This window comes from Sphingomonas chlorellae (assembly GCF_056485145.1).
This window is the reverse complement of sequence record NZ_JBQXXM010000003.1, coordinates 471,218-497,690: the sequence shown is the minus strand read 5'-3', so window position 1 is coordinate 497,690 and position 26,473 is coordinate 471,218. Positions and strand designations below refer to the sequence as shown.

The 26,473-nt window shown below is 67.3% G+C and carries 28 protein-coding genes; all 28 read left to right on the top strand.

Annotated features, from left to right (window positions below; translation table 11 throughout):
• The first annotated feature begins 2 nt into the window (after positions 1–2).
• Positions 3–1,241 (top strand): DNA polymerase III subunit beta family protein, encoded by a 1,239-nt coding sequence (locus tag ACT3CF_RS11095; RefSeq protein ID WP_478422696.1) that lies wholly within the window; start codon positions 3–5, stop codon positions 1,239–1,241.
• Positions 1,241–1,849 (top strand): MT-A70 family methyltransferase, encoded by a 609-nt coding sequence (locus ACT3CF_RS11090; protein ID WP_478422694.1) that lies wholly within the window; start codon positions 1,241–1,243, stop codon positions 1,847–1,849. The genes ACT3CF_RS11095 and ACT3CF_RS11090 overlap by 1 nt, the downstream gene beginning before the upstream one ends.
• Before the next feature lie 218 nt (positions 1,850–2,067).
• Complete coding sequence (locus tag ACT3CF_RS11085) at positions 2,068–3,222, top strand: CHC2 zinc finger domain-containing protein (RefSeq protein ID WP_478422692.1); 1,155 nt, start codon at positions 2,068–2,070, stop codon at positions 3,220–3,222.
• Positions 3,219–3,947, top strand: a complete 729-nt coding sequence (locus tag ACT3CF_RS11080) for a DUF2312 domain-containing protein (protein WP_478422690.1) — start codon at positions 3,219–3,221, stop codon at positions 3,945–3,947. Before ACT3CF_RS11085 ends, ACT3CF_RS11080 begins: the two co-directional genes overlap by 4 nt.
• Positions 3,940–5,511 (top strand): DNA primase family protein, encoded by a 1,572-nt coding sequence (locus ACT3CF_RS11075; protein WP_478422688.1) that lies wholly within the window; start codon positions 3,940–3,942, stop codon positions 5,509–5,511. The genes ACT3CF_RS11080 and ACT3CF_RS11075 overlap by 8 nt, the downstream gene beginning before the upstream one ends.
• 291 nt (positions 5,512–5,802) lie before the next feature.
• The gene (locus ACT3CF_RS11070) at positions 5,803–6,267 is read left to right on the top strand and encodes a hypothetical protein (RefSeq protein WP_478422686.1); all 465 of its coding nucleotides are present in this window, start codon (positions 5,803–5,805) and stop codon (positions 6,265–6,267) included.
• A gap of 227 nt (positions 6,268–6,494) precedes the next feature.
• Entirely contained in the window at positions 6,495–6,806 is a 312-nt protein-coding gene (locus ACT3CF_RS11065) for a hypothetical protein (RefSeq protein ID WP_478422684.1), read from the top strand.
• A gap of 107 nt (positions 6,807–6,913) precedes the next feature.
• The gene (locus tag ACT3CF_RS11060) at positions 6,914–7,375 is read left to right on the top strand and encodes a hypothetical protein (protein WP_478422683.1); all 462 of its coding nucleotides are present in this window, start codon (positions 6,914–6,916) and stop codon (positions 7,373–7,375) included.
• A 4-nt stretch (positions 7,376–7,379) separates the two neighbouring features.
• Positions 7,380–9,116, top strand: coding sequence for a terminase large subunit (locus ACT3CF_RS11055; RefSeq protein WP_478422681.1), 1,737 nt, complete (start codon positions 7,380–7,382; stop codon positions 9,114–9,116).
• Positions 9,113–10,384 (top strand): phage portal protein, encoded by a 1,272-nt coding sequence (locus ACT3CF_RS11050; RefSeq protein WP_478422679.1) that lies wholly within the window; start codon positions 9,113–9,115, stop codon positions 10,382–10,384. The genes ACT3CF_RS11055 and ACT3CF_RS11050 overlap by 4 nt, the downstream gene beginning before the upstream one ends.
• Positions 10,365–11,132: a head maturation protease, ClpP-related gene (locus ACT3CF_RS11045; RefSeq protein WP_478422677.1), complete on the top strand. Its 768-nt coding sequence runs from the start codon at positions 10,365–10,367 to the stop codon at positions 11,130–11,132. The genes ACT3CF_RS11050 and ACT3CF_RS11045 overlap by 20 nt, the downstream gene beginning before the upstream one ends.
• A 62-nt stretch (positions 11,133–11,194) precedes the next feature.
• On the top strand, positions 11,195–12,418 hold the full coding sequence (locus ACT3CF_RS11040; RefSeq protein ID WP_478422676.1) for a phage major capsid protein: 1,224 nt from the start codon (positions 11,195–11,197) through the stop codon (positions 12,416–12,418).
• A 67-nt stretch (positions 12,419–12,485) separates the two neighbouring features.
• Positions 12,486–12,776 (top strand): hypothetical protein, encoded by a 291-nt coding sequence (locus ACT3CF_RS11035; RefSeq protein WP_478422674.1) that lies wholly within the window; start codon positions 12,486–12,488, stop codon positions 12,774–12,776.
• Between the two features lie 27 nt (positions 12,777–12,803).
• Complete coding sequence (locus ACT3CF_RS11030; RefSeq protein ID WP_478422673.1) at positions 12,804–13,376, top strand: head-tail connector protein; 573 nt, start codon at positions 12,804–12,806, stop codon at positions 13,374–13,376.
• A 9-nt stretch (positions 13,377–13,385) separates the two neighbouring features.
• Positions 13,386–13,727, top strand: a complete 342-nt coding sequence (locus ACT3CF_RS11025; protein WP_478422671.1) for a head-tail adaptor protein — start codon at positions 13,386–13,388, stop codon at positions 13,725–13,727.
• Positions 13,727–14,212 (top strand): hypothetical protein, encoded by a 486-nt coding sequence (locus ACT3CF_RS11020; protein ID WP_478422669.1) that lies wholly within the window; start codon positions 13,727–13,729, stop codon positions 14,210–14,212. The genes ACT3CF_RS11025 and ACT3CF_RS11020 overlap by 1 nt, the downstream gene beginning before the upstream one ends.
• Entirely contained in the window at positions 14,209–14,640 is a 432-nt protein-coding gene (gene gp17 / locus ACT3CF_RS11015; protein ID WP_478422667.1) for a tail completion protein gp17, read from the top strand. Before ACT3CF_RS11020 ends, gp17 begins: the two co-directional genes overlap by 4 nt.
• 24 nt (positions 14,641–14,664) lie before the next feature.
• On the top strand, positions 14,665–15,084 hold the full coding sequence (locus ACT3CF_RS11010; protein ID WP_478422665.1) for a phage tail tube protein: 420 nt from the start codon (positions 14,665–14,667) through the stop codon (positions 15,082–15,084).
• A 4-nt stretch (positions 15,085–15,088) separates the two neighbouring features.
• Positions 15,089–15,505, top strand: coding sequence for a GTA-gp10 family protein (locus ACT3CF_RS11005; protein ID WP_478422663.1), 417 nt, complete (start codon positions 15,089–15,091; stop codon positions 15,503–15,505).
• Entirely contained in the window at positions 15,505–15,618 is a 114-nt protein-coding gene (locus tag ACT3CF_RS11000; protein ID WP_478422661.1) for a phage tail assembly chaperone, read from the top strand. Before ACT3CF_RS11005 ends, ACT3CF_RS11000 begins: the two co-directional genes overlap by 1 nt.
• Positions 15,619–15,627: 9 nt before the next feature.
• Positions 15,628–18,735 (top strand): hypothetical protein, encoded by a 3,108-nt coding sequence (locus tag ACT3CF_RS10995; protein ID WP_478422659.1) that lies wholly within the window; start codon positions 15,628–15,630, stop codon positions 18,733–18,735.
• 2 nt (positions 18,736–18,737) lie between these two features.
• Positions 18,738–19,349, top strand: a complete 612-nt coding sequence (locus tag ACT3CF_RS10990) for a hypothetical protein (RefSeq protein ID WP_478422657.1) — start codon at positions 18,738–18,740, stop codon at positions 19,347–19,349.
• Between the two features lies 1 nt (position 19,350).
• Positions 19,351–20,004: a hypothetical protein gene (locus tag ACT3CF_RS10985; protein ID WP_478422656.1), complete on the top strand. Its 654-nt coding sequence runs from the start codon at positions 19,351–19,353 to the stop codon at positions 20,002–20,004.
• Positions 19,989–20,423, top strand: a complete 435-nt coding sequence (locus tag ACT3CF_RS10980; protein WP_478422654.1) for a DUF6950 family protein — start codon at positions 19,989–19,991, stop codon at positions 20,421–20,423. The genes ACT3CF_RS10985 and ACT3CF_RS10980 overlap by 16 nt, the downstream gene beginning before the upstream one ends.
• Complete coding sequence (locus ACT3CF_RS10975; RefSeq protein ID WP_478422653.1) at positions 20,420–24,127, top strand: phage tail protein; 3,708 nt, start codon at positions 20,420–20,422, stop codon at positions 24,125–24,127. The genes ACT3CF_RS10980 and ACT3CF_RS10975 overlap by 4 nt, the downstream gene beginning before the upstream one ends.
• Complete coding sequence (locus tag ACT3CF_RS10970; RefSeq protein WP_478422651.1) at positions 24,124–24,681, top strand: hypothetical protein; 558 nt, start codon at positions 24,124–24,126, stop codon at positions 24,679–24,681. The genes ACT3CF_RS10975 and ACT3CF_RS10970 overlap by 4 nt, the downstream gene beginning before the upstream one ends.
• On the top strand, positions 24,681–26,204 hold the full coding sequence (locus ACT3CF_RS10965) for a hypothetical protein (protein WP_478422649.1): 1,524 nt from the start codon (positions 24,681–24,683) through the stop codon (positions 26,202–26,204). The genes ACT3CF_RS10970 and ACT3CF_RS10965 overlap by 1 nt, the downstream gene beginning before the upstream one ends.
• Complete coding sequence (locus ACT3CF_RS10960) at positions 26,197–26,454, top strand: hypothetical protein (RefSeq protein WP_478422648.1); 258 nt, start codon at positions 26,197–26,199, stop codon at positions 26,452–26,454. Before ACT3CF_RS10965 ends, ACT3CF_RS10960 begins: the two co-directional genes overlap by 8 nt.
• Positions 26,455–26,473 lie beyond the last annotated feature (19 nt).

The following is a 26,473-nucleotide window of genomic DNA, read 5'->3' as shown; positions in this document are numbered from 1 at the left end:
AAATGATCGAAGTCGAGAACAAGCGTTTTTGTCGGGCGCTGCGCCTGGCCAGCGAATTGACGCGCTATTCGGTGATCCCGGTGCTGGGGCAGGCGCGCGTGCATGCCAACGGTGCGTTGTCGATTGCGTGTACGGATCTGGACGTCGGGTGCGAGGTCCGCATTCCCTATGATGGCCAGCCCGCCGCCCCGTTCATGCTGCCGTCGCCGGCGCGGCTCGGCAAATCGCTGGCGCACGCCGGCGCCGGGGCCGTGCGGATCATGCCGGGCAATGCAGGCGACCGGGCGATGCGGATCGAGGCGGGGCCGCTGTCGATGGACGCGCAGGGGCAGCCGGTGGAGGATTTCCCCGACCAGGAGCTGCGCCAGTTCGCCGAGGTTGAGTTCGAGTGCGTGTTCGGTGCCGCCGAGATCGCGGCGATTGCGCGTGTGGCACTGGCGATGTCGACCGAGGAAACGCGCTATTATCTGAACGGCATCCATTTCCACATGATCGACGCGTGGACCCTGCGCGCCGTGGCGACCGACGGGCATCGGATGTTCTGGGCCGATATCAAAATCCCCGGCGCGGAAATCGCGCGAGATGGCGTGTTCGCGCGGCGCGGCATCATCGTCCCGCGCGACATCATCTGCCGGATCGTGACCAAATTCGCCAAATGCGACGAGGTCGCGTTCGCTGTCGGGCGCCAGCAGGTCGCGAACGCCCCCGCCCGGGCCGAAGGCACCGCGCCGGCGCCGCAAGGGATGCCGCGGGTCGCGTTCGCGGGCAAGGTCGGCGAAATGGCCGTCACCTATTCCGGCAAGACGATCGACGGCACGTTCCCCGATTATCGCCGCGTGATCCCTGCGTCCGCGTCGTGGCATATGACGGTGCCGGTCGGGCCGTTGCGGCGGGCGGCGCACGCCTGCGTCGCAGCGGGCAGCGGGCGAGCGCCCGGCGTGACGCTGGCGCGGCGCGGGGAAACGCTCGAGTGCTCGGTCTCGGCCGATTGGGCCGTGCGATCGACCGAACGCGAGCGCGTCCGCATTGCGGTGCCGATCACGGCGAGCGCCGGCCTGCCAGACAATTCCGAGGTCGGGGTAAACGGCAACTATCTGCTGGCGTGCCTGGCCAACTGCACCGGCGAAACGGTTACGATGGGATCGGAATGGACGGAGCGTGATCCCAGCTCCTGCCCGATCCGGATGAGCGACGACGGCAATGCCGATTTCGGCATGGTCCTCATGCCGATGCGCATCTGATGGACGTCGTCGCGCCACCGGGCGGGTTCCGCTGCATTCTGGCAGATCCGCCATGGGCATTCGAGACCTATGGCGGCGAGAACATGACGCCGCACCGCTGTGCCGAGGACCATTACCGCACCATGGGGTTGTCGGAAATGGCAGCCTTGCCCGTCGGCGATCTGGCGGCGCGCGACTGTGCGCTGTTCATGTGGGTGGTGGGGTCTCACCTGGCGGACAGCATCGAACTCGCTGCGGCATGGGGTTTCCGGTTCAAGACCGATGCATTCTACTGGGTCAAGCAGCGCCTGATCGAGGCCGACCAAGCGGACCTGTTCACCGGCGACCTGCCCGAGCCGCGCATGGGGTTCGGCTATTGGACGCGGAAGCAGGTCGAGCCGTGTTGGCTGTTCACCCGGGGCAGGCCGCGCCGGCTGTCGAAGGGTGTGCGGCAGGTCATCCTTGAGCCGCGCCGCGAACATAGCCGCAAGCCGGAAGCAGCGCGCGAGCGGATCGAGCAGCTGGTCGCCGGGCCGTATCTGGAGCTGTTCGCGCGATCGGCGCGCCCTGGCTGGACCGCATGGGGCAATGAGGTCGGTAAGTTTCAGGCGGCGCGGGTGGCGGCATGACGGCGCGGGCGGCAACGGGGCGATACCCGTATCTGAACCATCGCACGGTCGCCGAGGTCGATCGCGCGGCGCGGCGCTGGTGCGACCAGTGCGAGGCGCGCGTGACGGGCGCCGCCGCGGCCGCGTGCCGATCGCCGTGGTGTCGATTGCGGGGCGGCGGGGTGCCGCCCGCGGGCTGATCCAGTCGCTGCCCCGCCAGCAACTGACCTTTCAAGCCCGTGTTTTTCTGGGGGGATTGCGTGTCTGCAACCAACAACAATCGCGTCGACCTCGATCCGATTCGGCGGCGGCATCGGCTGTCGGCGCTCGTCGGCAAGCGGGTGAAGTTGCGGCGGACGTCGCGGGGGTTCAAAGGTCTGTGCCCGTTCCACAAGGAAAAGACCCCAAGCTTCGAGGTTCGCGACGAGAGCGGCACCTATCATTGCTATGGCTGTGGCGCTCATGGCGATCTGTTCGCCTGGGTCATGGAGACGGACGGCGTCGATTTCGCGGAGGCGGTCCGGCGCCTGAGCGAAGGCGCGGTGCAGGACGGCGCCCAGGTCGCGCAGCGCGAGAGTGTCGCCCGTCGCGACGATATTGAAATGGTGCCGTCGATCGACGTGGCGCGCTGGATGTGGGCGACGTCGGGGCCGGCGCCGGGAACGCTGGTTGAGCGCTATTTGCTGTCGCGCGGCATCGCGCTGGTCGGGGTGCGCGGCTTTCGGATGCTGACTGCTTTGCGGTTCCATCCGCGCGCGCCGGTCGTGCCGTGGCGGGCGGGCGCGGTGCCGGGCGACGCGCGCCGGCGTGCCCCCGCGATGCTGGGGTTGATCGTCGGGAGCGACGGAACGCCGATCGGGGTGCATGCGACCTATTTGCGGCAGGACGGCGCCGGCAAAATCGGACGCAAGATGTGGGGCGGGCTGCAGCGGGGGGCCGTGTGGCTGAACGGCGGGCCGCATGAGGCGGTGCGCGCGCGGATCGCAGTCGGCGAGGGAATCGAGACCGTCTGGAGCTGGGTTGAGGCGAATGACTGGGGCGGCGCGGCAGCGGCCGCGCTGAGTCTCGACAACCTGCAGGGCGGCATCGTCCGCCCTGCAGGTGTGTGGCCGCTCTGGAACGTCCGCGCCGATTTCGAACGGCGGCCGTTCCTGGTCGAGAATGCGGCCGAGGCGGTCGTGCTGGTCGACGCTGACATGGCGCCGCTGCGGGATCAGAAGATTCAGGTTCGCCGTGGGGCCCGCTGGGAGCGCGGCGATATCGACGGCATGGCGCGCGCGCAGATCTGCGCCGCCGCGGCCGTGCAGCATTGGCGGCGTGCCGGGGCAGCGACAGTCCGGGCAGAGCGCCCGCCGCTGGGCATGGATTTCAACGATATGGTGAGGGTGAGATGAGCGCGAACCGGCTGCGCCTGTACGTCGACCGGATCCGCAGGCTGCGCGACGAACGGGCCGCGCTGAATGCGGACATTCGCGACGTCTACGCGGAGGCCAAGGCGGACGGCTATGATCCGCGGACGATCGGCCGACTTATCGCGCGGCTCGACATGGAGCCGCACCACCGCGCCGAGGCGGATGAACTGTTGGCGACCTATGAAGCGGCGCTCGATCTGTCTGCGGATGACGCCGCCGAGGCGATCCGCGCACTGCGCCCAGACGCGGCGGCGCTGGCGCTCGACCTGCTGACGGCGGAGATCGTCGCGCTGGAGGATGCGGCATCCGCCGCGGCCTTGGTAGAGCACGTCATTTTCCTGCTCGACCTGCGCGCCGAGATCGCGATGCTCCGCGGGCAGGAGCGCGATCGTCGCCAGGTTGCCAAGGGCGAGGGGTTCGACGTCAAGCAGCTCGCGCTGGTCGTCCGGTGGTTCGAAAAGGTGGCCAAACACGGCGAGGCCGCGATGCGCGCGGGAGAGGCGACGTTCGGCCTGTATCGCGGGACGGTCGAGCAGCGCCAGGCGGCGACCAGCATGGCGACGGAGCGCGACCGTGCGCTGTTCGCGAAATTCGCCGGCGACGATCGGCAGCAGCAAAAACAATCGGCCCGCCGCAAGCGCGTGAATACCGCGCTGATGCTGGCGCGCGCCGTCGACATCGATGGAAAGGGAAAACGCCATGGCTAAGGCCGGATTTATTGTTGAGGTCGTGGATCCGTGGGCGTTGGCATGGAAGGAGTTGAACGATCAGGGCAATGCCGATCGGCTCGTCGCTCATGCCGGCGGCAAGCTGATCTATGTGCGCAGTTGGGGTTGGCTCGCCTATGATAGCGGCCATTGGTCGCGCGAAGACGGTGAGCGGCTCGCGCGGCTGAAGGCGATGGATGTTGCCCGCGGCATGCGCGCCGAGATGGAGGCGCTGCAGCAACGATTGGAGCAACGCCCGCTGCCAGACGGGATGACCGAGGACTTCATCGAGGCGCGCATCGAGGCCCTGTCAAAGCATGCGACAAAGTCGGGCGACAGCTCGCGCACCAAGGCCATGCTCGAACAGGCGGCCAATCTGGACGTCCTCAACCGGAGGGAAGAAGAGTTCGATTCCGACCCGCTGGCCCTCAACACGCGGAACCGCACGTTGCGGTTCAAAAAGGGCGATCGGGGGTGGGAGGTCCATGCGGCCCTGCATGATCCGGAGGATCTGCTGACGCGCCAGTGCGCGGCCGACTGGGAGCCGGGCGCGGTGAATGCCATGTGGATCAGGCACATGGAGACGGTGCTGCCCGATCCGGCGGTCAGGTGGTTTTTCCAGAAGCTGATCGGCTATTGTGCGACCGGCCTGAACGTCGAGCAGATCTTCGTCATTTTGCAGGGCAAAGGCGGAGACGGCAAATCGACCGCCATGAACGCGCTGCGCATCGTGATGGGCAGCTATGCGGTGTCGGGCAAGGTGCAGACGTTCCTCGACGGCCCCGACACCGATGCGGGGGGCGCAACCCCGGAGCTGGTCCGATTCGTCGGCGACACGCGGCTGATTTCGATCCAGGAGCCGAAGCGCGGCAAGGCGCTGGCTGAGGAGCGCGTCAAGCAGTTTACCGGCGGTTCGCCCGTGCCCTATCGGCCGCTCTACGGGGCAGAGAGCGAGTTCGAGCCGCGCGGCAAGGTGGTGATGGAGGCCAACAAGCGCCCGCGTATCAGCGGAGACGACGACGGCATCTGGCGGCGCATCATCATCATGCTGTGGCGACACCAGTTCAAGGGCACCGCGATCGTCAAGGGCATGCACGAGCGGATCCTGCGCGATGATCCCGGCGGCGCGGCCGGGGTCCTCAATTGGATCATCGACGGCGTGATCGGGTATCTGACCGAGGGGTTGGAGCAGCCGCCCGAGGTGGTTGACGCAATCGAGGAGTATCGGCGCAGCGCCAACCCTTTTTCCGAATGGGCCCACGCGCGGCTCGATTTGAGCGATCCGATGGCGCGTGAGCTGTCGGCGGACCTGTACGCATCGTACAAGCAGTGGTGCGAGGACGAGGGCTTGAGCGATGCGGAGGTGATGAACTCCACGCGCTTTGGGCGGTCGCTGGGCGACCTGCAGATCATCATGTGCGGCAAGGACAGCAAGGGCAAGAAGTTGCGCCGCGGTGCCCGTCTGCGGCGCGGCGACGAGATCTTGCCTGCTGCATCCGAACCGCAGGCTCCAGCGGCTCCGCCGGTCGATGTCGATGCGGATTTCGATCCCGACCCGTTGTGAGGAACGGACAGTTCACGGACAGTTGGCCCACACTGTCCGTGATTTCTGGAGGCGCGGCGGGCTCGCTTTCGTCAACCGGGCATAGTAATGATGATGAAGCGGCGCAATGCCTGTTGAAACCGTCTGTCTGTCTGTAAACTGTCCGTCCGTCAAAGTGGCAGAATAGCGCCAGTTACGGACACTACGGACAGTACAGACTGTTTGCGCTGTAAGCCGTCCATATGCGCCCACATGCATGCGCGATATCCACTATCCGTCTGTCTGTCCGTTCAAGAAATCAAAGAGGGTTCAATGGCTGCAAACTTCTCTAATCTGGCAAAGATGCGCATCAGCGGCGCTGGATTTCGGACGTTCGACGACGTGCAGGATGAGCTGGTGGACGCGGTGGTCGTCTATCGCCGGGCCTATGTGCGCGGGGCGTGGCCGTTCGCCGGCGACGGGCCGTGGCATCTGTGTCGTCACGAAGCGGGTGACTGGGGGGCGTATGATGCCGCGCCGATGCCGCGCGTGCCTCCCAGCCGTGACGAGCTGGCGCGGATGCGTGATCGGCTCGAATGGCTGCGGCTGATCACCAACGATGACGACCGTCTGTTGGTGGTGCGCGCAGTCGAGGCATTGGCAGCGGGCGCGTCGCGAGTGCCGTGGTCGCGCCTGGTGAAGGATCAACCGCGGTGGCGGACGGCCGACGCGCTGTCCTATCGTTACCGAAAGATCATGGCGGCGCTCACGAAGCGGGTGAATTACGGCCGCTCGTAATCGGGGTGCATGGCGCGGCGCGCGGATTTGCACGGGCTGGAGGGTGTCAAGCGAAGATGGATTATGGTCGGGCTGTGATGCGAATATTCCGTTCGGTCTACGGCGCCAGCATCGCCTAATTCTCTCTAGGCTTGGCGCTGGCGTTGGCGTCTGGCTTTCCTCTCCTTGCCTCCTGACGGGCGGTAGTGGTGTCGCCACTGCCGCCCGTCGCTTTCGTGGAGTGTTCGATGGCGCGGCTCAAATCGATGCCGGCGCGCCTTGGCGGGATTGAGCCGAAGGTTCGGGCGATGCCCAAGCTCGTTGATCGGTTCTACCAGTCGGTTGAGTGGCGGGCGTTACGGCGCCTCAAGCGGGCGGCAGGGCCAGCCTTCTGCTGCGTTTGCGGTGCGGGCGGCAAGCTGATCCTCGATCATCGTCATGAGCGGCGCGATGGCGGGGCCGACCTGCCATCGCTGGCGGAGCTCGATTGGTACTGCACGGCGCATCACAACGAGAAGACCGCGGCGGCGCGGGCGCGCCGTGCACGGGGCTGGGACTGACGCGCGGGGTGGCGAAGGGGGAGGCGGTCAAAAGTTCGGGCGGCCCGGGGTCGGAAGACCGCTGCCCCTGCCATTCGGAGATTTTTTTCGTGGCACAGCGGAATTTCGTGGTCGATCTGTTTGGCGACCCCGTTGTCGAGCCGCGGGAGGGGCGTGGGCGGCCTGAGCATCGCTGGTCGCTGGAAAATTCAAACAAGGTGCTGTTGGCGTTTGCGCGCGGCCTGAGCGTCAAGGACGCGGCAATCGTTATCGGGGTTTCCGTGCCGACGCTCCGCAAGGTTTATTTTGCCGAAGTCGCGAAACGGCAGGCGGCCCGGCTTCGCCTGGAGATGGCGCAGCTGGCGCGGCTCAATGACGCCGCCGCTGCTGGCAAGGTTGCAGCTGAGAAAGAGCTTCTGAAACAAATGGAACGGCTGCGCGTGCGTGACCGCTCCGATGCCTTGGCGTCGCATACTTCGGCCAAGCCGAAGAAGGAAAAGCCCGTCGGCAAGAAGGAAGCGCAGATGCAGGCGGCAGCGGGAATCGATGGCCTGTACGCCGCCCCGGAAGCGCCGAAGCTGCTGAACTGACATCATGGCGCTCGCCACGGGTGAACTGGAGCGGCGCTGGTCGACGGCCTGCCCCGATTGGGAAGCGCGCATCGTCGAGCGGCGGTCTCTGATCCCGTTCGAGCCGCTGTTTCCGGCGGAGGCTGACGCGGCGCTGGCCGTGTTCAAGTCGCTGCGCATGGTCGACGTGCCGGGTCAGCCGACGTTCGGCGACGCCTGCGACCAGTGGGTATTTGATTTCGTTCGCGCCATCTTCGGCGCCTATGATCACAGCAGGCTGAAGCGGCTGATCCGCGAATTCGGCCTGGTGATCAGCAAGAAGAATTCGAAGTCGACGATCGCCGCCGGCATCATGCTCACGGCGCTGATCCGAAACTGGCGCTACGATGCCGAGCTGTTGATCCTGGCACCGACCAAGGAAATCGCGCTCAACAGCTTCGCGCCGGCGGCTGCGATGGTGCGGGCCAACCCGCAGCTCTCGGAGCTGCTGCACGTTCAGGACCATCTTCGCCAGATCAAGCATCGCGTGACGGGCGCGGTGCTGAAAGTGGTTGCCGCCGATAGCGACATCGTGGGCGGCAAGAAGGCCGGTTTCGTACTGATCGAGGAACTGTGGCTGTTCGGCAAACAGCCGAAGTCGGCGGCCATGCTGCGCGAAGCGTTGGGCGGGCTGGTTTCGCGACCAGAAGGTTTCGTGGTGTTCATCACCACGCATAGCGACGAACCTCCTGCCGGGATCTACAAGGCGAAGCTCGATTACTGGCGCGACGTTCGCGACGGGGTGATCGAGGATCCGACGACGCTGGCCGTCCTGTACGAATGGCCGCGCGCGATGATCGACGCCGAGGCCTACCTGGACCCGGCGAACTTCTACGTCACCAACCCGAACCTTGGTCGATCGGTGAGCGCCGAATGGTTGGCTGCCGAGCTGTTGAAGGAGCAGCGTGGCGACGGCGAGGGCGTGCAGATCTTCCTGGCCAAGCATCTCAACGTCGAGATCGGGCTGCGCCTGCGCCGCGATCGATGGCGCGGCGCGGACTATTGGGAGGCTGCGGCCGATCGCACGCTCACGCTCGAAACGCTGCTCGAGCGGTGTGAAGTGGCAGTGGTCGGTATCGATGGTGGGGGCCTTGATGACCTCTACGGTCTGTGCGTCGCCGGGCGCGAGCGGGGTGCCGGGCGATGGCTTTACTGGTGCAAGGCCTGGGCGTGGCCTGACGTCCTCGATCGCCGGAAGCAGATCGCTTCGGCGCTCCGCGATTTCATGGCGGACGGTGACCTGGTGCTGTGCGCGGAGGATCCGCCGCAGGGCGACGGACTGGATGCGTTCGAGATGCCGCAGGACATTCGCGAAATCGTCGCGATCGTCGAGCGGGTCAAAGAGAGCGGGCTGATGCCCGAAAAGGGCGCGGTGGGGCTCGACCCGCAGGGCGTCAGCGCCCTGGTCGACGCGTTGGCCAATATCGGTCTTGTGGACCCGCAGGTCGTCGCTGTCGGGCAGGGATTTCGGCTGATGTCGGCGGTGGTCGGCCTCGCGCGCAAACTCAAGTTCGGGCTCGCGTCCCATCAGGGCTCGCGAATGATGGCGTGGTGCGTGAGCAACGCCAAGGAAGAGCAAGGCAGGCAGACGGTGATGATCACGAAGAATGTCGCGGGCGCGGCCAAGATCGACCCGTTCATTGCCGCACTCAACGCGACCAAGCTGCTGGAGGCGAATCCGGTGGCCGAGGCGGGCGGCACGCCCGAGGTGGTGTTCCTGTGAGCCTGCGCCAATCGCTGGCGCGCTGGATAGGCGGCGACCAGCCCGAACCGGCTGCGCCGCAGAACGCCGCCGACATCCCGCTGCCGGCGATCCGGCGCGGTTCGGAGATGTTCGAGGTGTTCACCGGGCAGCCGCCGATTGCCAACCTGCCGGTGGTGACGCCGAACAGCGCGCTGACGGTTTCGGCGATCTGGGCCTGCGTTTCGCTGATCGCGGGTGCAATTTCGACCCTGCCGATGCACCTCTATGATCGTACGTCCGACGGCGAGCGGACGATGCGCGAGGACGACCCGCTTTGGTGGGTGCTGAACGAGGAATTCTGTCCGCGGTGGGTGGCTTCGGCGGGGTGGGAATGGCTGGTGCTCTCGCGGTTGTTCCACGGCGACGGATTCGCCGAGATCAAGCGCAAGGGCGCGGCGGTAGCAGGGCTGGTGCCGCTGCACCCGGAGCGAGTGACGCCGGTCCCGTGGACGGACGGAACGCGGCTTGCCTATATCGTCTATCCTGAACCCGGCGTCGGGCCGCAGGATGTCCGGGTGCTGGATCAGGACGACGTGTTGCATGTGCCGGGCTTGGGCTTCGATGGCACGCGTTCGCTGTCGCCGCTGCGCCACGCATTGCAGATGACGGGTGCCGTGGCGTTGGCCGCGCAGTCCTATTCGGCGCAGTATTTCGCCAACAATGCCCGGCCCGATTACGCGCTGCAGACGGATACGACGTTGAAAACCGAGCAGGTGGAAAACATCCGCGGGCAGATCGAGGAGAAGCACAGCGCGGCGCGCGGCATGGGATCGAAGCCCATGCTGCTGCACGGTGGCCTGAAGATTCAGCCGATCCAGCTGCCGCAAAAGGATCTGGAGGGCATCGCGACCCGCCAGTTCCAGATTGAGGAAGTGGCGCGCATCTACGGCGTGCCGCCCTTCATGATCGGCCACAACGAAAAGACCACGTCCTGGGGATCGGGCGTCGCGGAAATGGGCACGGCGTTCGTCCGGTACGTGCTGCGCAGCCACCTCAACGCATTCCAGAACGAGATCAACCGCAAGTTCTTCCGGACGGCGCGGCGAGTGGCGGAATTCGACACGTTCGAGCTGGAGCGCGCGGACCTGAAAACGCTGTTCGATACCTTCCGCGCCGCGCTCGGCCGCGCCGGTGAACCCGGCTTCATGGACGTGAACGAGGTGCGGCGGCTGATCAACCTTCCGCGCCGCGAGGGCGGCGACACGCTGAACCAAGGATCATCGTCCAATGCGCAACCGGCTGCTTAACCTGTATCGCGCCAATGGGCGCAAAAACGCGTCGATCCGCGCCGACGGCAATACGATCTACCTTTACGACGTCATTGCCGGGTCGGAGGCAGATGCGCAGTGGTGGGGCGGCGTCTCGGCCGAGGGGCTGGCGCGCGCGCTGGCGGGCATGACCGGCCCGGTCAGCCTTCGGATCGACAGCCCAGGCGGCGACGTGTTCGGCGGTCGGGCAATGGCGCAGGCGATCCGCGAATATGCCGATGGGGTGACGGTCCACATCGACGGCCTGGCCGCCAGTGCTGCCAGCTATGTCGCGATCGCCGGCAAAAGCGTCATCGCCGCACCCGGCAGCTTCGTAATGATCCACAAGGCGTGGACGTTGGCTATCGGCAACGCAGACGATCTCCGCGCCGGCGCAACGCTGCTCGAAAAGATCGATGGGACGATCGCCGAGAGCTATGCGGCCAAGGCGGGAGATGCCGGTGCCGCGACCGACTGGGCGGCGCTGATGGCTGCAGAGACCTGGCTCACGGCAGCCGAGGCGGCAGCGCTGGGCCTTGTCGACCAGGTGCTGACCGAGGCGTCGGCGCCTGCCGACCGGGCACGCAGCTGGGATCTGTCGGCCTATGCTGCCGCGCCCGCGCTGCCCGAGCCGGGCCCGGCCGATCAACCGACTGTTCCCGAGGCTCGAACCGAGACGGCGACAGACAACGAAATTGAAGCACGTCGCCGCCGTCTGGCGGTCGACCTGCTCAACCGCACTGCCTGAGCGCGCCGCGCGCAGTCAGAGACCAGGCCGCCGCTGGCGGCCTTTTTCATTTGGAGACTGAAATGAGCATTCAGGCGCTTCGTGAGCAGCGCGTGGCCAAGGCGCGCGAAATGAAGGACTTGGTCGACAAGAAGGACTGGAACAGCGAACGCGATCAGCCCGTCTATGACCAGCTCCTGGCCGAGATCGAGGAGATCGACGGCAAGATCGAGCGGCACCGGAAGGCGAACGAGATCGCTGCCAGCGCCGCGCTCGACGGATCGGTGCTGCTCGCAGCCGAGCGCATCGGCCGCGACCAGCGCTCGGCGGCATCTTCGCTGTTCGCGAAATGGCTGCGCAACGGCGACAAGGGGCTCACGGCCGAGGAGTGGGCCAACCACCTCGCTGCGGTGAAGAACACGATGTCCACCACGACCGGGGCCGAGGGTGGGTTCACCGTCGCCACTGAAGTCGCGACGACCGTGCTCGACGCGCTGAAGGCGTATGGCGGCATGCGCGCGATCGCGGAAGTGATCCGCACCGCGAGCGGCAACCCCATGTCGTTCCCGACGTCGGACGGCACCGCCGAAGAAGGTGAGATCGTCGATCAGAACGCCAGCGCCAGCGATGCCGACGTATCGTTCGGAACGCTGCCGCTGCCGGTTTACAAGTACAGCTCGAAGGTGGTCACGGTGCCGATCGAGCTGCTGATGGACTCCACCGTCGATATCGAGGCATTCGTCCGGTCGCGCCTGGTGACCCGCCTCGGCCGGGTTACCAATCGGCATTTCACGGTGGGCACCGGGGTTAATCAGCCCATGGGTGTCATCACGGCTGCGCCTGTCGGCAAGGTCGCGGCCACTGGGCAGACGACGACCGTGACCTATGATGATCTCGTCGATCTGGAACACAGCGTGGACCCGGCCTATCGCGAGACGGGCAATTGCCGTTTCCAGATGCACGACCAGTCGATGAAGATCGTCAAGAAGATCAAGGACACGGCGGGCCGCCCGATTTTCCTGCCGGCCTATGATGTCGCCGGCAAGGGTTCGGTCGATTCGATCCTCGGCTACCCGGTCGCGATCAACCAGCACATGGCACAGATGGCGGCATCCGCGACCTCGATCGCGTTCGGCGACTTCTCGAAATACGTCATCCGCGACGTGCTGGACATCGTGCTCCAGCGCTTCACCGACAGTGCCTATGCCAAAAAGGGTCAGGTCGGATTCCTCGCGTGGATGCGCTCCGGCGGCAACCTCGTCGACGTGGGCGGCGCCGTGAAAACCTATCGAAACAGCGCCACCTGACCGCCGGCAGCGCGCGTCCCTATGGACGCGGCCACGTCACCCTGCATCTGAAGCGAAGGATACCGAAATGGCAAAGAACAGCACTTCGCCCGCGCCGGATGGCGCGGACCCGGCCGCCCTGGTGATCAAATCGGTGGCCGATACTGCGCCGCCCGCCGCCGTCGCAGAACCGCCGCCTGCGCCCGTTGACGTTGCTGTTCTTGTCGAGGTTGCTGTTCTCGTCGACCACCTCGATTACAAGGTCGATCAGGTTATCGAACTGTCGGCCGATGAAGCGGCGGTGGCCGCCGCGGCCGGCTGGGCCGATCCGGATCCAGCGGCCGTCGCCTTCGCGAAGCGCCAGCGGGCGCAGGTCTGATCGTCTCTCCCGCGGCAGGGTCTCGTCATGCTGTTCCAGATCGCGCCATCGGCTGTTCCGGCAGGCTATGGCGAGACCCTGTTGTCGCGCGCGGCGTGCAAGGCGTGGCTGCGCATCGTCAATGACAATGATCTCGACGAACTGATCGACGCGCTGCGTGACGCGGCCGTCGACGCCGTGGAGCAATATACGGGGCTGTATCTCGGCCCACGCGCGGCGACGATGCGCCTGGCGACATTCCCGGTCGGGCCGATCCGCGTCGGACGCGGGCCGGAGCCGACGATCGCGGTGCAGTCGATCGCGTATGCCGACGCGTCCGGGGAGGCTGCGGCATTGCCCGATGGCGGGTGGCGCGTGACGGCTGCCGGGGTCGAGCCGGCGCCCGGATCCAACTGGCCCGGCGGCGCCAGCGACGTTGCGATCGCGTTCTCGGCGGGGTTCCCCGCCGGGCAATGCCCGCCGACGCTGTTGACCGCGGCCAAGATGTTTCTGGCCCACCTGTTCGCCAATCCCGAGGCGGTCGTCACGCACGGCGCCGTCGGAGAGGTGCCGCTGGGGTTCCGGATGCTGTGCGATCCGCATCGCCTGATCGCGCTCTAGGGGTACAACATGACCGAGATCTCCAGCGGACGGCTGCGCGACCGGATCAAGATCTGGTCGCTCGAACAGCAGCGCAATGCCCAGGGCGGGTACGATACGACGCCGCAGCTGGTGTGGGATGGCTATGCCGAGGTGATCGGCCTGGACGGGCGCGAGGCGATGCTCGATCGCGCGCTCCAGGGTATCACGTCCTATCGCATCACGATGCGGTGGCGCCCGGGAATCGTGTCCGCGCAGCAGGTCGAACTGCCGGGGGGAACGATGCTCAACATCAAGAGCGCTGCGGACCCGACGGGGCGCCGCCAGCGGCTCGTCATCCTGGCCGACACTGAAAGCGTGCGGAGGGTCTGATGCCGACCAAGCGGAGCCGCGTGCAGGGGCTGGCCGAGGCAAATGCGCTGTTCGAATCGCTGCCCGTCGCGGCTGCGCATGAACTGGGCGATATCTTCGGAGCGCTCGGCCGTGAGATCGTGTCGCGGCAGGTGGCGCGCGCCCCGCGGGATACCGGCGCGCTGCGCGCGGCGATCACCTACCAGAATCTGATCGAGGCGCTTCGCCTGCGCGCCGGGCTGCTGGCGATCGGCGGAAAGAACGGGCCGTGGTATGGCCGGGTGATCGAATTCGGGCGTCGCGCCCAGACCGTGATCGTCAAGCGTCGCCGGCGCGGCGCGCGCAGCAGGCGCGCCGCCCAGATCGCGGCAACGTACAAGTTGCGGGTTCGGGCTGCCGACGAGCGCGTGTTCATTCGCATCAACGACGAGGCGGCGGCGCTTGCCGAGCCTCGTCTCGCCGAATTCTGGGCGCGGACCCTCGCGCGGGCGGAGGCCGGCGGATGACCGAACCGATGGACCTGATGCAGGCGTCGCAGGACGCGGCCTTTGGATGGCTGCTGCCGATCGAGGATGACACCGCGCTCGCCGCCGTGGTCGGCGGGGCGGTCCAGGTGTTCCAGCACGTTCCCGAAAACACACAGCCGCCGTTCGTGGTGATCGGTGAAATCGAGGAGCAGACCGAGAGCGACGACGTCCAGCTGTCGCGGATCATGGTCGAGGTCCACTCGGTCTATCGCGGGCCATCGCGCGCGCGGCTGCTGTCGATCATGCACCGCGTCCATGTGGCGATGACGAGCGGCGGCATCGTGATCGACGGGGTCATTATCGGCAAGCCGCGTCTCCTCAGCGGCGTGGCCAGCGACGCGGCGTCGGACGGCGTGACCTATGCCGGATTGCAGACATTCGAACTGTTGGCGGAACCGGCGGACTGAGCCGGCTAGATCAGGAGACAGAAAATGGCGACCGAACGGGGTACGGATACCCGACTGTATATCAAGAGCGGCGGCGCGACCTTCGTAAAGGTCGGCGGCGAAACCAAATTCACCTTCAAGCGGTCTCGTCCCGAGGAGGACACGTCGGACAAGGACGGTGGAAAATCGCAGTACGGGCAGGCGAAGATCTCGATCTCGATTTCGGGCAACACCAAGCTTCCCGACGCGGGGCTGACCGCGCTGGAAGCGGCGAGCCACGACGGCGCCGCGCCCGTCGAGATCCAGCTCAAGCACGGCGACACGATCCGATTCCATTGCCTTGTGTCGATCGGCAACTATCAGGGTGACTATCCGATCGGTACCGCCACCTGGCAGGCGGACATGACCAATGCCGATACGCCGATCGTCGACAACCTGCTGTCGACCGCCGCGGCGGGCGCCTGATCCGATGGCGCGCGCGAACGCGCCCCGGGCGGGGCGGAAGGCGAACGAGGCACGCGGCGAGCATGAAATCACGCTCGCCGGCGTCCGCTATTTGCTGCGGCCGGCGCATGAGGCATCGGTCGCGATCGAGGACGAACTGGGCGTCTCGCTCACTGCGCTGTATCGCCGGGCGGCGCTGGGTGACCTCACCTATCGTCAGATGGGCGTGATCGTCGCCGAATATGTCCGGGCAGGTGCGGAGACCGAGCTGCAGCGCGCCGTCGGCGCCGAGCGGATCAGTGAGCTGATCTATGAGACCGGGGTTGCGGGTGTGCTCGCCACGATCATGCTCGTGCTGGGCGAGGCGATCACCGGCGGGCGAACCGCCACGGGGGAGCCGAAGGCGGCAGCGGGGACGGGCGCGACCGCTACCGCCGGTTGATGGGCGTCGCCCAGGACGCGTTCGGGTGGAGCGCAGAACAGTTCTGGCGCTCCACCCCGCACGAATTCTGGGCGATGGTCGAGGCCCGTCGCGAGGCCAACAAGCGAACATAAGGATCAACGATGGCGGCGACGACGCGGCGCGACCTGTTTCTGCAGGTCTCGGCGAACATTGATCCCCTGCGCGCCGCGTCGCAGGCCGGGCGCACGGTGCTCAATGAACTGGGCACCAGCGCCGTCGCCACGGTCGAGGAGATCGAACGGGCGTTCGAGACGATGGCGGCGGGGCGGACGCAGGACGCAGCGAAGTTGCTGGAGCGCAATTTTCAGGCGTCGTTCCGGACGATTCAGGAGACGGCGCGGCAGATGACGATCGCGCCCGATCAGGGGGCGGCGCTGGCGATCGTCAACACCGGCGCGGCTCGCGAAGCGGTCCGGGCGGCGGAGGACCGCGCGGCATCGTTACGCATGGTCGCCGCGGCCGCGCAGCGCGCCGCCACGTCCGAGGGGGAGAATGCCGTTGCGCTGCGCGCCTATGCCACGGCGGCGGCCGCGGCGGTGGTGGCTGAGGAGCAAAACGTCGAGCAGTTGCGCGCGCAGGCTCTGGCGCTTGAACAGGTCGAGCGCGAACTCGCCGCATCGGGCGCGCGCATGTCGCAGTCGACCGAGGTCAGCGGGCGTTTCCGCGCGGGCATGCAGCAATTGTCGTTCAACATCAACGACGTGGTGACGGGGCTCGCGACATCGCAGCCGGTCATGATGATCTTCGCGCAGCAGGGATCGCAGATCGTCCAGGCGATCCAGCTCATGAACAATCAGACCGAGGGTTTCCTTGGATTCCTCTCCGGTCCCTATGGCCAGTTGATGACCGCGGCGACTCTGGCGACCGTCATTTTCGGCGCCGAACTGCTCAAGTCCGCGAATGCGATCGAGAACGAAGTCGACAAGCTGAAAAAGGACGCGGTCGAGACCGAGAATACGCGCCGCGCGAAGGAGCTGTTCCGACGTACAACGGAGGGGCTGACCCAGGCCATCCGCGAACAGCAGGAACAGCTCGACAAGTCGATCGCGTCGACGCGGAACGCGGCGGACGCTGCCTATGAGCTGGCGCGGGCCAATCTGGCGGCGGCGAAGGCCAAGCAGGCGGAAACCGAACAGGAACTGATCAACGCGCGTGCCAAGCTGGAGATCGACAAGCAGCGATCGCAGCAGACCGGGCCGCGCGGCGACGTGGCGGCGCTGGGCGCCGATGCCAGCCAGCAGCGCGTGCTCCAGCTCGAGCAGCAGCTCTCTACGCTGCAATCCGCGGTCGATACGGCGAACTCGAACCTCGAAAAGGCGCAGACGCAGGTTGCCGACGAGGCGTCGAAGCGGCTCGCCGACCCGATGGAGCGGATCCGCGCGCGCTATGAACGCCTGCGCCGCGAGGCAACGGCGCAGGCGCTGGCCGACCACAAGACGGGGGACGATCTGGCCAAGCGTCTCGCCGCGCTGCGGACACAGGAGCAGAACGCGATCGAGGCCGAGCAGCGCAAGCAGGCACAGGCGAAGTCGGCCCAGTCGCAGAACCGGCAGTTCGGGCGCGACAATGTCTCTGTCGACGAGGCGCGGCGGATCGTCGAGGGAATCGGCGGGCGGGTGACGAGCGGCACGCGCTCCTATGCAGAGCAGAAGCGGCTGTATGACCAGTGGGTCGCCGAGGGGCGGCCCGCCGACAACCCGGTCGCGAAGCCAGGCACCAGCGCCCACGAGCGGTCGAACGCACTCGACATCGCAATGGGCAAGGGCATCTCGATCGCGTCGATCCGCAAGGCGTTCGAGGATGAGGGGATAAAGCTCACCAAAGCGATCGTCGAGCGCGGCCATTATCATGTCGAATGGGGTAAGCGCGGCCCATCGCAGGAAACGGTGGAGCGGCGGGAGGATGCCGCCGAACAAAAGCGGCGCAACGCCGAGGCGGAGTATGGCAACATGCTTGCGCGGGCGCTGGAGGACCGAACGCGACTGGAGCGCGACCGCGTGTTGACCGTCGCAGAGGCGGCCCAGCTCGACATGGATGCGGTCAATATCGAGCGCGACCGGCAGCGGGCCGCGGCGCAGAAGGGCGTCGCCGACAAGAAGTGGACTCAGGCGCAGGCCGATGCGCTCGCCTCGATCTACGACCAGAATGCGGAACTGCGCGTGCAGGCGATCGTCCGCCGCAAAATCTCGGCGCAGCTCGACGAGCAGTTGCAGGCGTTGCAGGTCCGCTCCGGCGGCCGTCTCGACATGCTCAATCTCCAGCTGGCTGCGGCGGCGAGCCAGCGCGATCGGCGCGACATCGCCCGCCAGATCCTCGACGAGCAGACGCGCGTCGCGCTCGCGCGGCAGGATCGCGTGATCAACGACCCGACGAGCACGACGCAGCAGGTCGAGAATGCGCGCGCGGAAAGCGCGAACATCAACGGCGCCTATGGGCTGCGCCGTGCCGAGATCAATCGTCAATATGCCGACCCGATGGATCAGTATCGCGAGCGGTTGCGCGCGGCGGTCGGCGATACCGACGAGGCGCTGAAACAGGTTCAGGCGAACGGGTTGCAGTCGCTGGAGGACGGGTTGCTGGGGATCATCAGCGGCACCGAAACTGTGGCCGGCGCCTTCAAGAAGATGGCAACCAGCATCATCGCCGATCTTGCGCGCATCGCGATCGAGAAGATGATCCTGTCGGCCATCGGGATGCCGACATTTTCGACCGGGGGTGCGCCGGCGCCGATCCCGGGTTTCGCGGACGGGGGCATTCCAGGTTTCGCGGCCGGGGGCACGCGCGGCGCAAGCGGCCTGCTCAGCGGCCCCGGTACGGGGACGTCGGACAGCATCCTGGCGATCGTCGCGGGCCGAGGCCTGATCCGCGTGTCGAACGGCGAATCGATCGTCAATGCCGAAGCGACGCGGCGTCATTGGCCGCTGATCCAGGCGCTCAACGAGGGGCGGATCCCCGGCTTTGCCGCGGGCGGGCTGCCCGATCCCGCGGCGATCGCCTATCCGCGGCTGCCGACGCTGGGCGAGTTGCGGATGCCGGGCGCGGGCGGTGGCGCGCCGCAGGTATTCGACCTGCGCGGCGCCGTCGTGACCGAGCAGCTGCTCGAACAGATCAACGCGCGCATCGCGCAGGGGACGGCGCTGGCCGTGATGGCCGGTTCGGCGCACGCGCAGCAGGAACTGGACGACCGCAGTTATCAGAGGATCCCGTAAGCATGGCGATCACCGGCCCGATCCTGTTGCCCGGCACTCCGGCACTACGGACGGACAGCCCCACCATGCTCGACTGGGGCGGCGCGATCTCGCCCCCGCTCGGCGGTCCGACCCAGACGATCCTGCGGCTGGGCACGCGGCACGCGCTCGAGTTCGAGCTGCCGCGCATGCGGACCGAGCCGAACGGGCGCATCTGGTCGGCAAAACTGCGGCTCGCGAAGCTGTATGGCGCGCTGTTGCCGTTCGGGCAGGACGGGCTCGCGATCGGCATGCCGGGGGCGCCGGTCGCAGAGGGCGGCGGTCAGTCGGGGTCGACGCTGGCGCTGCGCGGATTCACGGCCGGTTATACGGTGGCGGTAGGGCAGGCTTTCAGCCTGGTCCACAACGGACGGCGCTATCTGCATTTCGCGGCCGAACAGGCCGTCGCGAATGCAAGCGGTCGGCTGTCGCTGTCGATCCTGCCGATGCTCCGGGTGATCGTCGATGACGGCGACGGCTGCGAATTCGCACGGCCGATGATCCAGGGGGCGTTGAGCGGCAACAGCGTCAAGTGGACGCGGATGACCTCGCCGTTCTGTGATTTCGGGTCGATCACGATCACCGAAGAGGAGTGAGATGGCCGAGCTTTCGCCAGCCCTTGCCGCGGCACTCCGCGGCGAGCGACCGCTCCTGTTCGGCGCGGTCGAGATCGCATTGCCCGATTATACGATCCGGCTGCTCGACGGCGCCGGCGAGGTGATGATCGGCGCGGGCGCGGCGGCGCGGAAGTTCAGCGGTCGCGATCCGGTCTACGGGGTGCTCGACAGCATCAAGGGGCTGTCGAGCGCGATCGGCGACCAGGCGCCCACGGTGACGTTGGGCCTGATCCCCAGCGCGACCGCCGCGCTCGCCCGGCTGCTTGACCCTGCCGTGCAGGGGGCGGCGGTGACCATCATGGTCGGCGTGCTCGATATCGGCACGGGCCGTCCGGTCGCCGATCCCTATGTCGTGTTCTCGGGCGAGCTCGACGTGCCGACGGTCAAATGGGGCGCGAACGATCGCCGGTTGGAATATCGCGCGACGAGCATCGCCGAGCGGCTGTTCCAGGTGGAGGAGGGCAAGCGGCTCAGCGACACCTTCCACCAGCATATTTGGCCGGGGGAGCTCGGCCTCGCATTCGTCACCGGCGTCGAGGCCAATGTCCCATGGGGGCAGAAGGTCGACAACTCGGCAGTGACGATCCGAACCAACGATCCATCAATCGGACCATCGACATGGCAGAAGACGTAACGCATCCGTTGCTCGTGCGCCGCGATGCGGCGCAGGCGACCATGGACGCTTTCTCCGGGCATCCGTTCGCCTGGGGCAAATATGACTGTGGGCGGATGCTCGCCGCGCATCTGCGCGCCATGGGGCACCTGGTCGGTCTGCACCGGGCGGGCAGCTGGTCGACGCTGCTGGGCGCGCGGCGCGCGCTGCGGCGGCTTGGCTATGAGACGCTGTCCGATGCGCTGGATGCCCGTTTCGCGCGCATCGCGCCTGCGGCGGCGCTCGTCGGCGACGTGCTGTCGCTTCCGTCGGAGGGGCCGCTTGATGCGATCGCGATCGCGCTCGGGAACGGCCGCGCCTTCGGTTATCACGAAGATGTGCCGGGCGCGGTGGTGCTGCAGCCGGTGGCGTTCGTCGCGGCGTGGCGGGTCGAACCGTGAAGGTCATCAAGACGGCGGCATTGGTGGTCGGTGCGGTTGCGCTCGTCGCGACGGGTATCGGCCTGGCGGCGGGCGCGGCCGGGCTCGGCTCGGCGCTGGCCGGCGGCGCGATGACGATCGGTGCGGCGCTGGGCGTGTCGGCGGGCGTCGTGCAGGCGGTCATGATCGGGGGGCTGCTGATCAGCGCGATGGACATCGCCCAGTCGCTCGCGCCCAGGCCGAGCACGGGCGGATCGCAGACGAAGTGGAAGGCGGACCCTTATGCCGGGATTCCGTACGTCATGGGCCGAACGCTCGTCGCAGGGAACATCGTCTATCGCCGTGGGCACGGCAAATCGAACAAGTACGAGACGTTCGTCACCGTGTTGTCGCTGGGGCCGATCAACACGATCGAGACATCGTTCCTGAACAAGACGACGGCCTATTATGGCGGAACCGGGGCCATCATGTTCGGCGACTATCGCAACCAGGCCTATGAGCGCACGCAACTGGGGCGGTGCCCAGAGCCCGCCGCGCTGACGCCGCCGATCGACTATCCGCCCGGATGGACGGCCGCGCATCGCCTTTCGGGGTTGGCGGCGGCGATCAACACGTTCGTCTACGATGCCAAGAGCGACAAGGGGCTGACGTCCGAACCGCAACCGGCGTGGATCGTGCAGGGGGTGCTCGTCTATGATCCGCGTCGTGACAGTACCTATCCGGGCGGCAACGGGCCGTGCCGCGCGTTCGATGAAACGACCTATGTCTACAGCGAGGATCCGCACCTCCATGCCCTGACCTGGGCGATGGGTCGTTATCAGAACGGCAAGCGCGTGGCGGGGATCGGGCTGGGCAGCGCCGCGCCGGGTGGCCCGGTGCGCGGCGTCGATGTTGCCTCGTTCGTCGAGGGGGCGAACCTCAACGATGCGCGCGGATGGCGCATCGGCGGGCAGGTTTATACGCGACCCGATACGCCGTGGAATTCGCTGAAGGCGATGCTGCAGGCGGGCGGCGCGGTGCCGGTGCTGATCGGCGGCGTGATCACCGCGATCAACCGCGCGCCGCGTGTCAGCCTGGCCACGATCGGCCCCGGCGATATCGCGGGCGAAATCTCGTTTTCGGGGACGCAGCCGCGTCGGTCGCGCATCAACGGGATCATCCCGTCGTATCGGTCGGAGGCGCATGACTGGGAGGTGGTGCCGGCGCAGCTCGTCCAGGTGCCCGAATATGTCGCAATCGACGGCGGCGAGCGGACGAAGGAGGTCACCTATACACTCGTGCAGCGGGTGAACCAGGCGGCGCAGCTCGCCAAGTACGACATCTGCGACGCGCGCGAGGCGGGCCCGGGTAACATCCCGCTCAAGCCCGCGTGGCTCAACTACCGCATCGGCGATTGCCTGACGTTCGCCCCCGAGCCGGGGTTGTCGATCAAGGTGCAGATCACTGGGGTCGGTCTCGATCCGCAGACCGGGGTCGTCACCTATACCGTCCGCGGCGAAACCGACGGCAAGCATGCGTTGGCCCTGGGCGAGACGGGGGCGCCGCCGCCGATCGCCTCGTTTCTTTATGACCCGGCGATTCCGGCACCGGAGGCGACGGCATGGGCGCTGGCGGGAACGGAGATCGCGGCGAACGGCCTGACCATCCCCGCGCTCGTCCTGACCGGCGGCGCCGACAACAGCAGCGCCGATGCGGTGCTGTTCGAATATCGGCCGGTCGTCGACGGGCTGGCCGACGATGCAGGATGGCTGGCCGGCGGCACCGAACCGGCGACCGTCACGCGGCGCGAGATCACCAGCGTCACGCCCGGCACGCAATATCAGGTGAGCATCCGCTATCGCGTGCGCGGCGTGCTGGGTGCGCGGCGGATCCTCGGCCCGGTCGCGGCGGGCAATTTCCAGCTCGCAACCGCCGACGAGGCGCTGCGGCGGGCGCTCGCGCTCGCCGACGACGGCAAGATCACGATCAACGAAAAGATCGTGGCGCTCATGCCGTTCGCCCAGCAGGCCCAGAACGAATGGGCGCTGTTGTCCGCGCAGGCGGCGCCGTTCGGGCTCAACGCCGGAGTGGTCGCGGCCCGCACCTCGGCGGCGGCGGCATATGCGACCTGGACCGGTTTGCGCGATGCCCTAAACCCGGCGTGGAACGACACGACCAAGGACAGTCCGGTCGACCGGACTGCCTATAACGCGGCGGTGTCGGGGCTGCGGCAGGCGCTCGACACGCTGGCGCAGGCGCTGCGGCAGGCCGCGCAGGACAACGGCGACCAGGCGCGGCAGCTGGCCGACGCGGCCAAGACGCTCGCGTCTGGCAAGGCGAGGGTGATCGCCCGATCCACGCCGCCGACCGCGGACGAGAGCGGCGAGGGTGATCTGTGGCTCGATACTGGCAACGGCAATCTGCTCTACCGCCGCGCCGCCGGCAGCGGACGGTTGGCGGTCGGCGGCAATCGCATCACGTTCGGCGGCAACGCGCTCGCGCTGCGTCCGTGGGTGCTTTCGGCCGATGATCGCATCGGCCAGTCGCTGGCGGGTATTTCGGACGCGCTCTCGCGCATTGGCGTCATTCAGAGCGACGGATGGCTGAGCGCGGGTGAAAAACCCGATATCATCCGCCAGCGCCGCGCGATCGACGCCGAGTATCCCGAGCTGCTCGCCAAGGCGCAGGGGCAGGGGCTGGCGGTCGCCAGTTATCAGACGGCCTACCAGTCGTTGACCGCCTATCTCGACGGTCTGTCGCCGGGCTACGGCGACACCACGAAGGACACGCCGATCGTCGCAGCGACATTCGCGCAGCGGTTCACTGACTATTATCTGGCGCGGGTCCAGCTCACCAACGCCAGCGCCGACCTGACTGCGGCCAACCAGGTCACCGTCACGCTCGAGCAGTCGATCGAGGTGCCGGCGGACTATACCGGCACGATCGCTGCCAACGTGCTGCCGCGGTTCGTATCGCCCGCGGTCAAGCGCGGGGGCGCGAGCATCACTACGGCAGCGACCACCACCTATGCGCTGAGCAACTTCACTGGCGGTTGTACCGCCGCCAACATGGTGGTCGACAACACTGCCGGATCGGCGACCAAGGGACAGGTGTCGTTGCTGGCGGGCTGGTCGGCATCGGGCGCGGCCGATCTGAGCATCTTCAACAACAACGTGCTCGTCGGCACCTGGCGCATCACCGCGACCAAGAAACTCGCGCAGCCTCCCACGGGCGGGGGCACCGGGTCGAGTGCCTATGGCAAGTCGGGCTCATTCTCCCTCGCGGGGAAATCGGTAGGCGCGGCGACCTATGTTGAGGTGGCCAAGATCGCCAATCTCGCCAAGGCGGCTGGAGAGACGATCCGCGCCTATTTCTCCGCGAGCTATGATCTCACCCTCGATGCTGGGGCGAGCGGCACCCGGTTCATGCTGGCGAAATGGCAATACGCACCGTCCGGGACCGCGACATGGATCGATTTCGGCGCAGGGGTGAGCGGTACGAATGCGGGCAACATCCGGCACACCACCAACAACACCGGGCCGGGCAAGCCGTACTATGAGGTGCCAATCTTCGGCGATGACGACCTCATCTGGGAGATCTACCCGGGGGCCGTCACCTGCAACCAGACGGCCACGCCGCCCGACGGAAACTATGACGTGCGCCTCGTCGCATGTATCTCGCAGACGACGTCCAACGCCACGCTGACGATCAGCGACGGCCCCGGCAGCGTGGCGATCGGCGCATGAGCTGGTGGCTGATCGAGCTGGCGGACGGCAGCCTGCACCAGGTCGCCGATGCGCCCGGCACCATGGGCAACCCGGCGGGCGAGCGCTCGGCCGAGATCCCGCGCCCGTTCGACCCTCGCGTCGAGGCGTGGGATTGGGAGGCGGGCGCGATCGTCCCGCTGCTCGACGCGTGGCGCGCGCGTCTGCTCGCCCAGGTCGATGCGGAGCGCGTCGCGCGCCTGGCACCGCAGCTCTCGGCCGGCGAGCCGATCCAGTACGTCTACAGCGCCAAAGCAGCCGAGGCATACAACTACAGCACGATGTCGGCCGCGCAGGTGCCGACGATGTCGCCCGAGCAGCTCAGGGATACCTTTCCCTGGCTGTCGGCCGAGGCCGGGCAGTTAGGGATCACCCTCGCCGAACAGGTCGCGCGTGTCGCCGCGGCACGCGCGGCGGCCGATGTGCGGATGCAGCGCATCGAGGCGCAGGCGCAGGCCGCGAAATCGGAGATCCGGGCGGCCGAAAACCTCGAACAGATGCAGGCCGCCGCGGCGGTCGAATGGGAGATTGATTGATGGCGGACACTGAGTTTTCCGCGCTGCCGCCGACGTCCTCGATCGCGGCTACCGACCAGATCCTGCTCGTGCGGGGCGGCGTCGCGTATCGGTTCAGCGGGACGCTGCCGACGCTCGACGGGAGCGGGCTCACGGTCGGCACGGGCACCGTGAATACGACCGTCGGTGGCGGGATCGGCGACCTGTTGCCGCTGTTCGCGGGGCGCCTTGCTGCCGGTGCTGTGATCGCCAGAATCAGCCATCGCGTCGAGGCGACGGCGCCCTACGCGGGCGGCATCACATTCGAGGTCTACCGGGCAAATTACGGCCTCGTCGAAGGTGCTCGGCTGACGGGCGAGGGCGTATTCAGCGTGCCGCAGCTGATTGTTGCGGCGAACCGCTCAGCCAATGGCGTCGTCGCGCCGACACCGGGGCAGCTGCCGGCGGCCGCGTCGCTCTTCGTGACGAACGCAGCTCAGGCATATGGGCTGCTGTTTGGCGTCACCGGCACGAGCGGATCGACGTGGATTCAGAGCCAGCGCGTAGACGGCACCGCGACCACGTATGACCTGCTCGTGCAGCCGGCGGGGGGCAACATGCTCGTCGGCACGACGAGCGGCACCTGCCATCGGATCGCCAAGGCGGTCGCCGAGGGTAGTGCGGTCCTGGCAGTGGCCGGCGCGACTGACTGCGTCACGGTGTTCGCCGTCGCCGGGACAGGAGCCAGCGGTGCCGCCACCGCGGCCTCGATTCAGAAGCACAGCGCTACGGGGCGGTCGGTCAACGCCGCTGGGACGATCAACGTAAACGGCGCGGACTATAGCGAGTATATGGTCAAGGCGGCCGATTGCGCGCCGATCGCGGCGGGCGATGTGTGCGGCGTCACCCGTGCGGGCGAGCTGACGCGCAGCTGGGCCGATGCCCACAGCTACGTCGTTAAATCGACCGAGCCGTCGATCGTCGGCGGCGACACGTGGGCGGCGCATCTCCCAGCGCGGCCCGAGGCGCCGCCCGCGCTGCCGGCCGAACCGCAACCGCCCAAACCGCTCGCGCCGCCGCCGCCGCTGCCGCCGGCGCCCGCCAGCGACGATCCGGCGGCACTGGCGGCGCATGCAGAGGCAATCGCCGCCCGTGCCGAGGCGGTGGCGGCGGCCGAGGCGGCACATGCCGAGGCGGTCGCGGCCTATCCTGCTGCCCATGCCGAGTGGGTCGCGGCGCGGGACGCACACGCGATCGCCACTGCCGACTATGAGGCTGCGCGCGCCGCGTGGGACGCGCAGCTCGAGGCGGCGCGGCAGCGCGTCGACCGGATCGCGTTTTGCGGGCAGATCCCCGTCAACGTCTCGGCCGAGGTGCTGGCAGCGTGCGAGGCCGCGCTCTCGGCCGGGCAGCCAGCCTACCTCGTCGCGGTGCAGGATCTCGACGGCATTGGCGTCATGCTGGTTCGCGCCAGCGAGATGACGCTCGACAGCTATATGCGCCGCCTGGGCAAATTGTGGGCCGTGCGCGACGGGCGCCCGGTGATCGACGTGCAGCATGGCTGAATCAACGGGCCGCGCCGTCCCCTGGCGTGAGTGGCTGCCGGCGATCAGCACGATCTGTGCGCTGATGGGCGTGTTGATGTACGGCGGGCAGCTGATCGGAAAGATCGCGGAAATCGAGCGGCGCGTTGCCCAGCTTGAGACCAAGAGCGACGGTTCGGCCGACCTCGATCGGCGTCTGTCGCGCATCGAGGGCAAGCTGGACGTGATTGCGTCCCAGCCTGCCCCGCAGCCATCGGCGGCGAAGAAATGACCATCCTCGCCGTCGCGAT

Excerpts from the sequence above, each read along its gene's own strand:
- ACT3CF_RS11095 (WP_478422696.1), top strand. The coding sequence starts at position 3 with ATGATCGAAGTCGAGAACAAGCGTTTTTGTCGGGCGCTGCGCCTGGCC.
- ACT3CF_RS11090 (WP_478422694.1), top strand. The coding sequence starts at position 1,241 with ATGGACGTCGTCGCGCCACCGGGCGGGTTCCGCTGCATTCTGGCAGAT.
- ACT3CF_RS11080 (WP_478422690.1), top strand. The coding sequence starts at position 3,219 with ATGAGCGCGAACCGGCTGCGCCTGTACGTCGACCGGATCCGCAGGCTG.
- ACT3CF_RS11075 (WP_478422688.1), top strand. The coding sequence starts at position 3,940 with ATGGCTAAGGCCGGATTTATTGTTGAGGTCGTGGATCCGTGGGCGTTG.
- ACT3CF_RS11070 (WP_478422686.1), top strand. The coding sequence starts at position 5,803 with ATGGCTGCAAACTTCTCTAATCTGGCAAAGATGCGCATCAGCGGCGCT.
- ACT3CF_RS11065 (WP_478422684.1), top strand. The coding sequence starts at position 6,495 with ATGGCGCGGCTCAAATCGATGCCGGCGCGCCTTGGCGGGATTGAGCCG.
- ACT3CF_RS11055 (WP_478422681.1), top strand. The coding sequence starts at position 7,380 with ATGGCGCTCGCCACGGGTGAACTGGAGCGGCGCTGGTCGACGGCCTGC.
- ACT3CF_RS11045 (WP_478422677.1), top strand. The coding sequence starts at position 10,365 with ATGCGCAACCGGCTGCTTAACCTGTATCGCGCCAATGGGCGCAAAAAC.
- ACT3CF_RS11040 (WP_478422676.1), top strand. The coding sequence starts at position 11,195 with ATGAGCATTCAGGCGCTTCGTGAGCAGCGCGTGGCCAAGGCGCGCGAA.
- ACT3CF_RS11035 (WP_478422674.1), top strand. The coding sequence starts at position 12,486 with ATGGCAAAGAACAGCACTTCGCCCGCGCCGGATGGCGCGGACCCGGCC.
- ACT3CF_RS11030 (WP_478422673.1), top strand. The coding sequence starts at position 12,804 with ATGCTGTTCCAGATCGCGCCATCGGCTGTTCCGGCAGGCTATGGCGAG.
- ACT3CF_RS11025 (WP_478422671.1), top strand. The coding sequence starts at position 13,386 with ATGACCGAGATCTCCAGCGGACGGCTGCGCGACCGGATCAAGATCTGG.
- ACT3CF_RS11020 (WP_478422669.1), top strand. The coding sequence starts at position 13,727 with ATGCCGACCAAGCGGAGCCGCGTGCAGGGGCTGGCCGAGGCAAATGCG.
- gp17 (WP_478422667.1), top strand. The coding sequence starts at position 14,209 with ATGACCGAACCGATGGACCTGATGCAGGCGTCGCAGGACGCGGCCTTT.
- ACT3CF_RS11010 (WP_478422665.1), top strand. The coding sequence starts at position 14,665 with ATGGCGACCGAACGGGGTACGGATACCCGACTGTATATCAAGAGCGGC.
- ACT3CF_RS11005 (WP_478422663.1), top strand. The coding sequence starts at position 15,089 with ATGGCGCGCGCGAACGCGCCCCGGGCGGGGCGGAAGGCGAACGAGGCA.
- ACT3CF_RS11000 (WP_478422661.1), top strand. The coding sequence starts at position 15,505 with ATGGGCGTCGCCCAGGACGCGTTCGGGTGGAGCGCAGAACAGTTCTGG.
- ACT3CF_RS10995 (WP_478422659.1), top strand. The coding sequence starts at position 15,628 with ATGGCGGCGACGACGCGGCGCGACCTGTTTCTGCAGGTCTCGGCGAAC.
- ACT3CF_RS10990 (WP_478422657.1), top strand. The coding sequence starts at position 18,738 with ATGGCGATCACCGGCCCGATCCTGTTGCCCGGCACTCCGGCACTACGG.
- ACT3CF_RS10985 (WP_478422656.1), top strand. The coding sequence starts at position 19,351 with ATGGCCGAGCTTTCGCCAGCCCTTGCCGCGGCACTCCGCGGCGAGCGA.
- ACT3CF_RS10980 (WP_478422654.1), top strand. The coding sequence starts at position 19,989 with ATGGCAGAAGACGTAACGCATCCGTTGCTCGTGCGCCGCGATGCGGCG.
- ACT3CF_RS10970 (WP_478422651.1), top strand. The coding sequence starts at position 24,124 with ATGAGCTGGTGGCTGATCGAGCTGGCGGACGGCAGCCTGCACCAGGTC.
- ACT3CF_RS10965 (WP_478422649.1), top strand. The coding sequence starts at position 24,681 with ATGGCGGACACTGAGTTTTCCGCGCTGCCGCCGACGTCCTCGATCGCG.
- ACT3CF_RS10960 (WP_478422648.1), top strand. The coding sequence starts at position 26,197 with ATGGCTGAATCAACGGGCCGCGCCGTCCCCTGGCGTGAGTGGCTGCCG.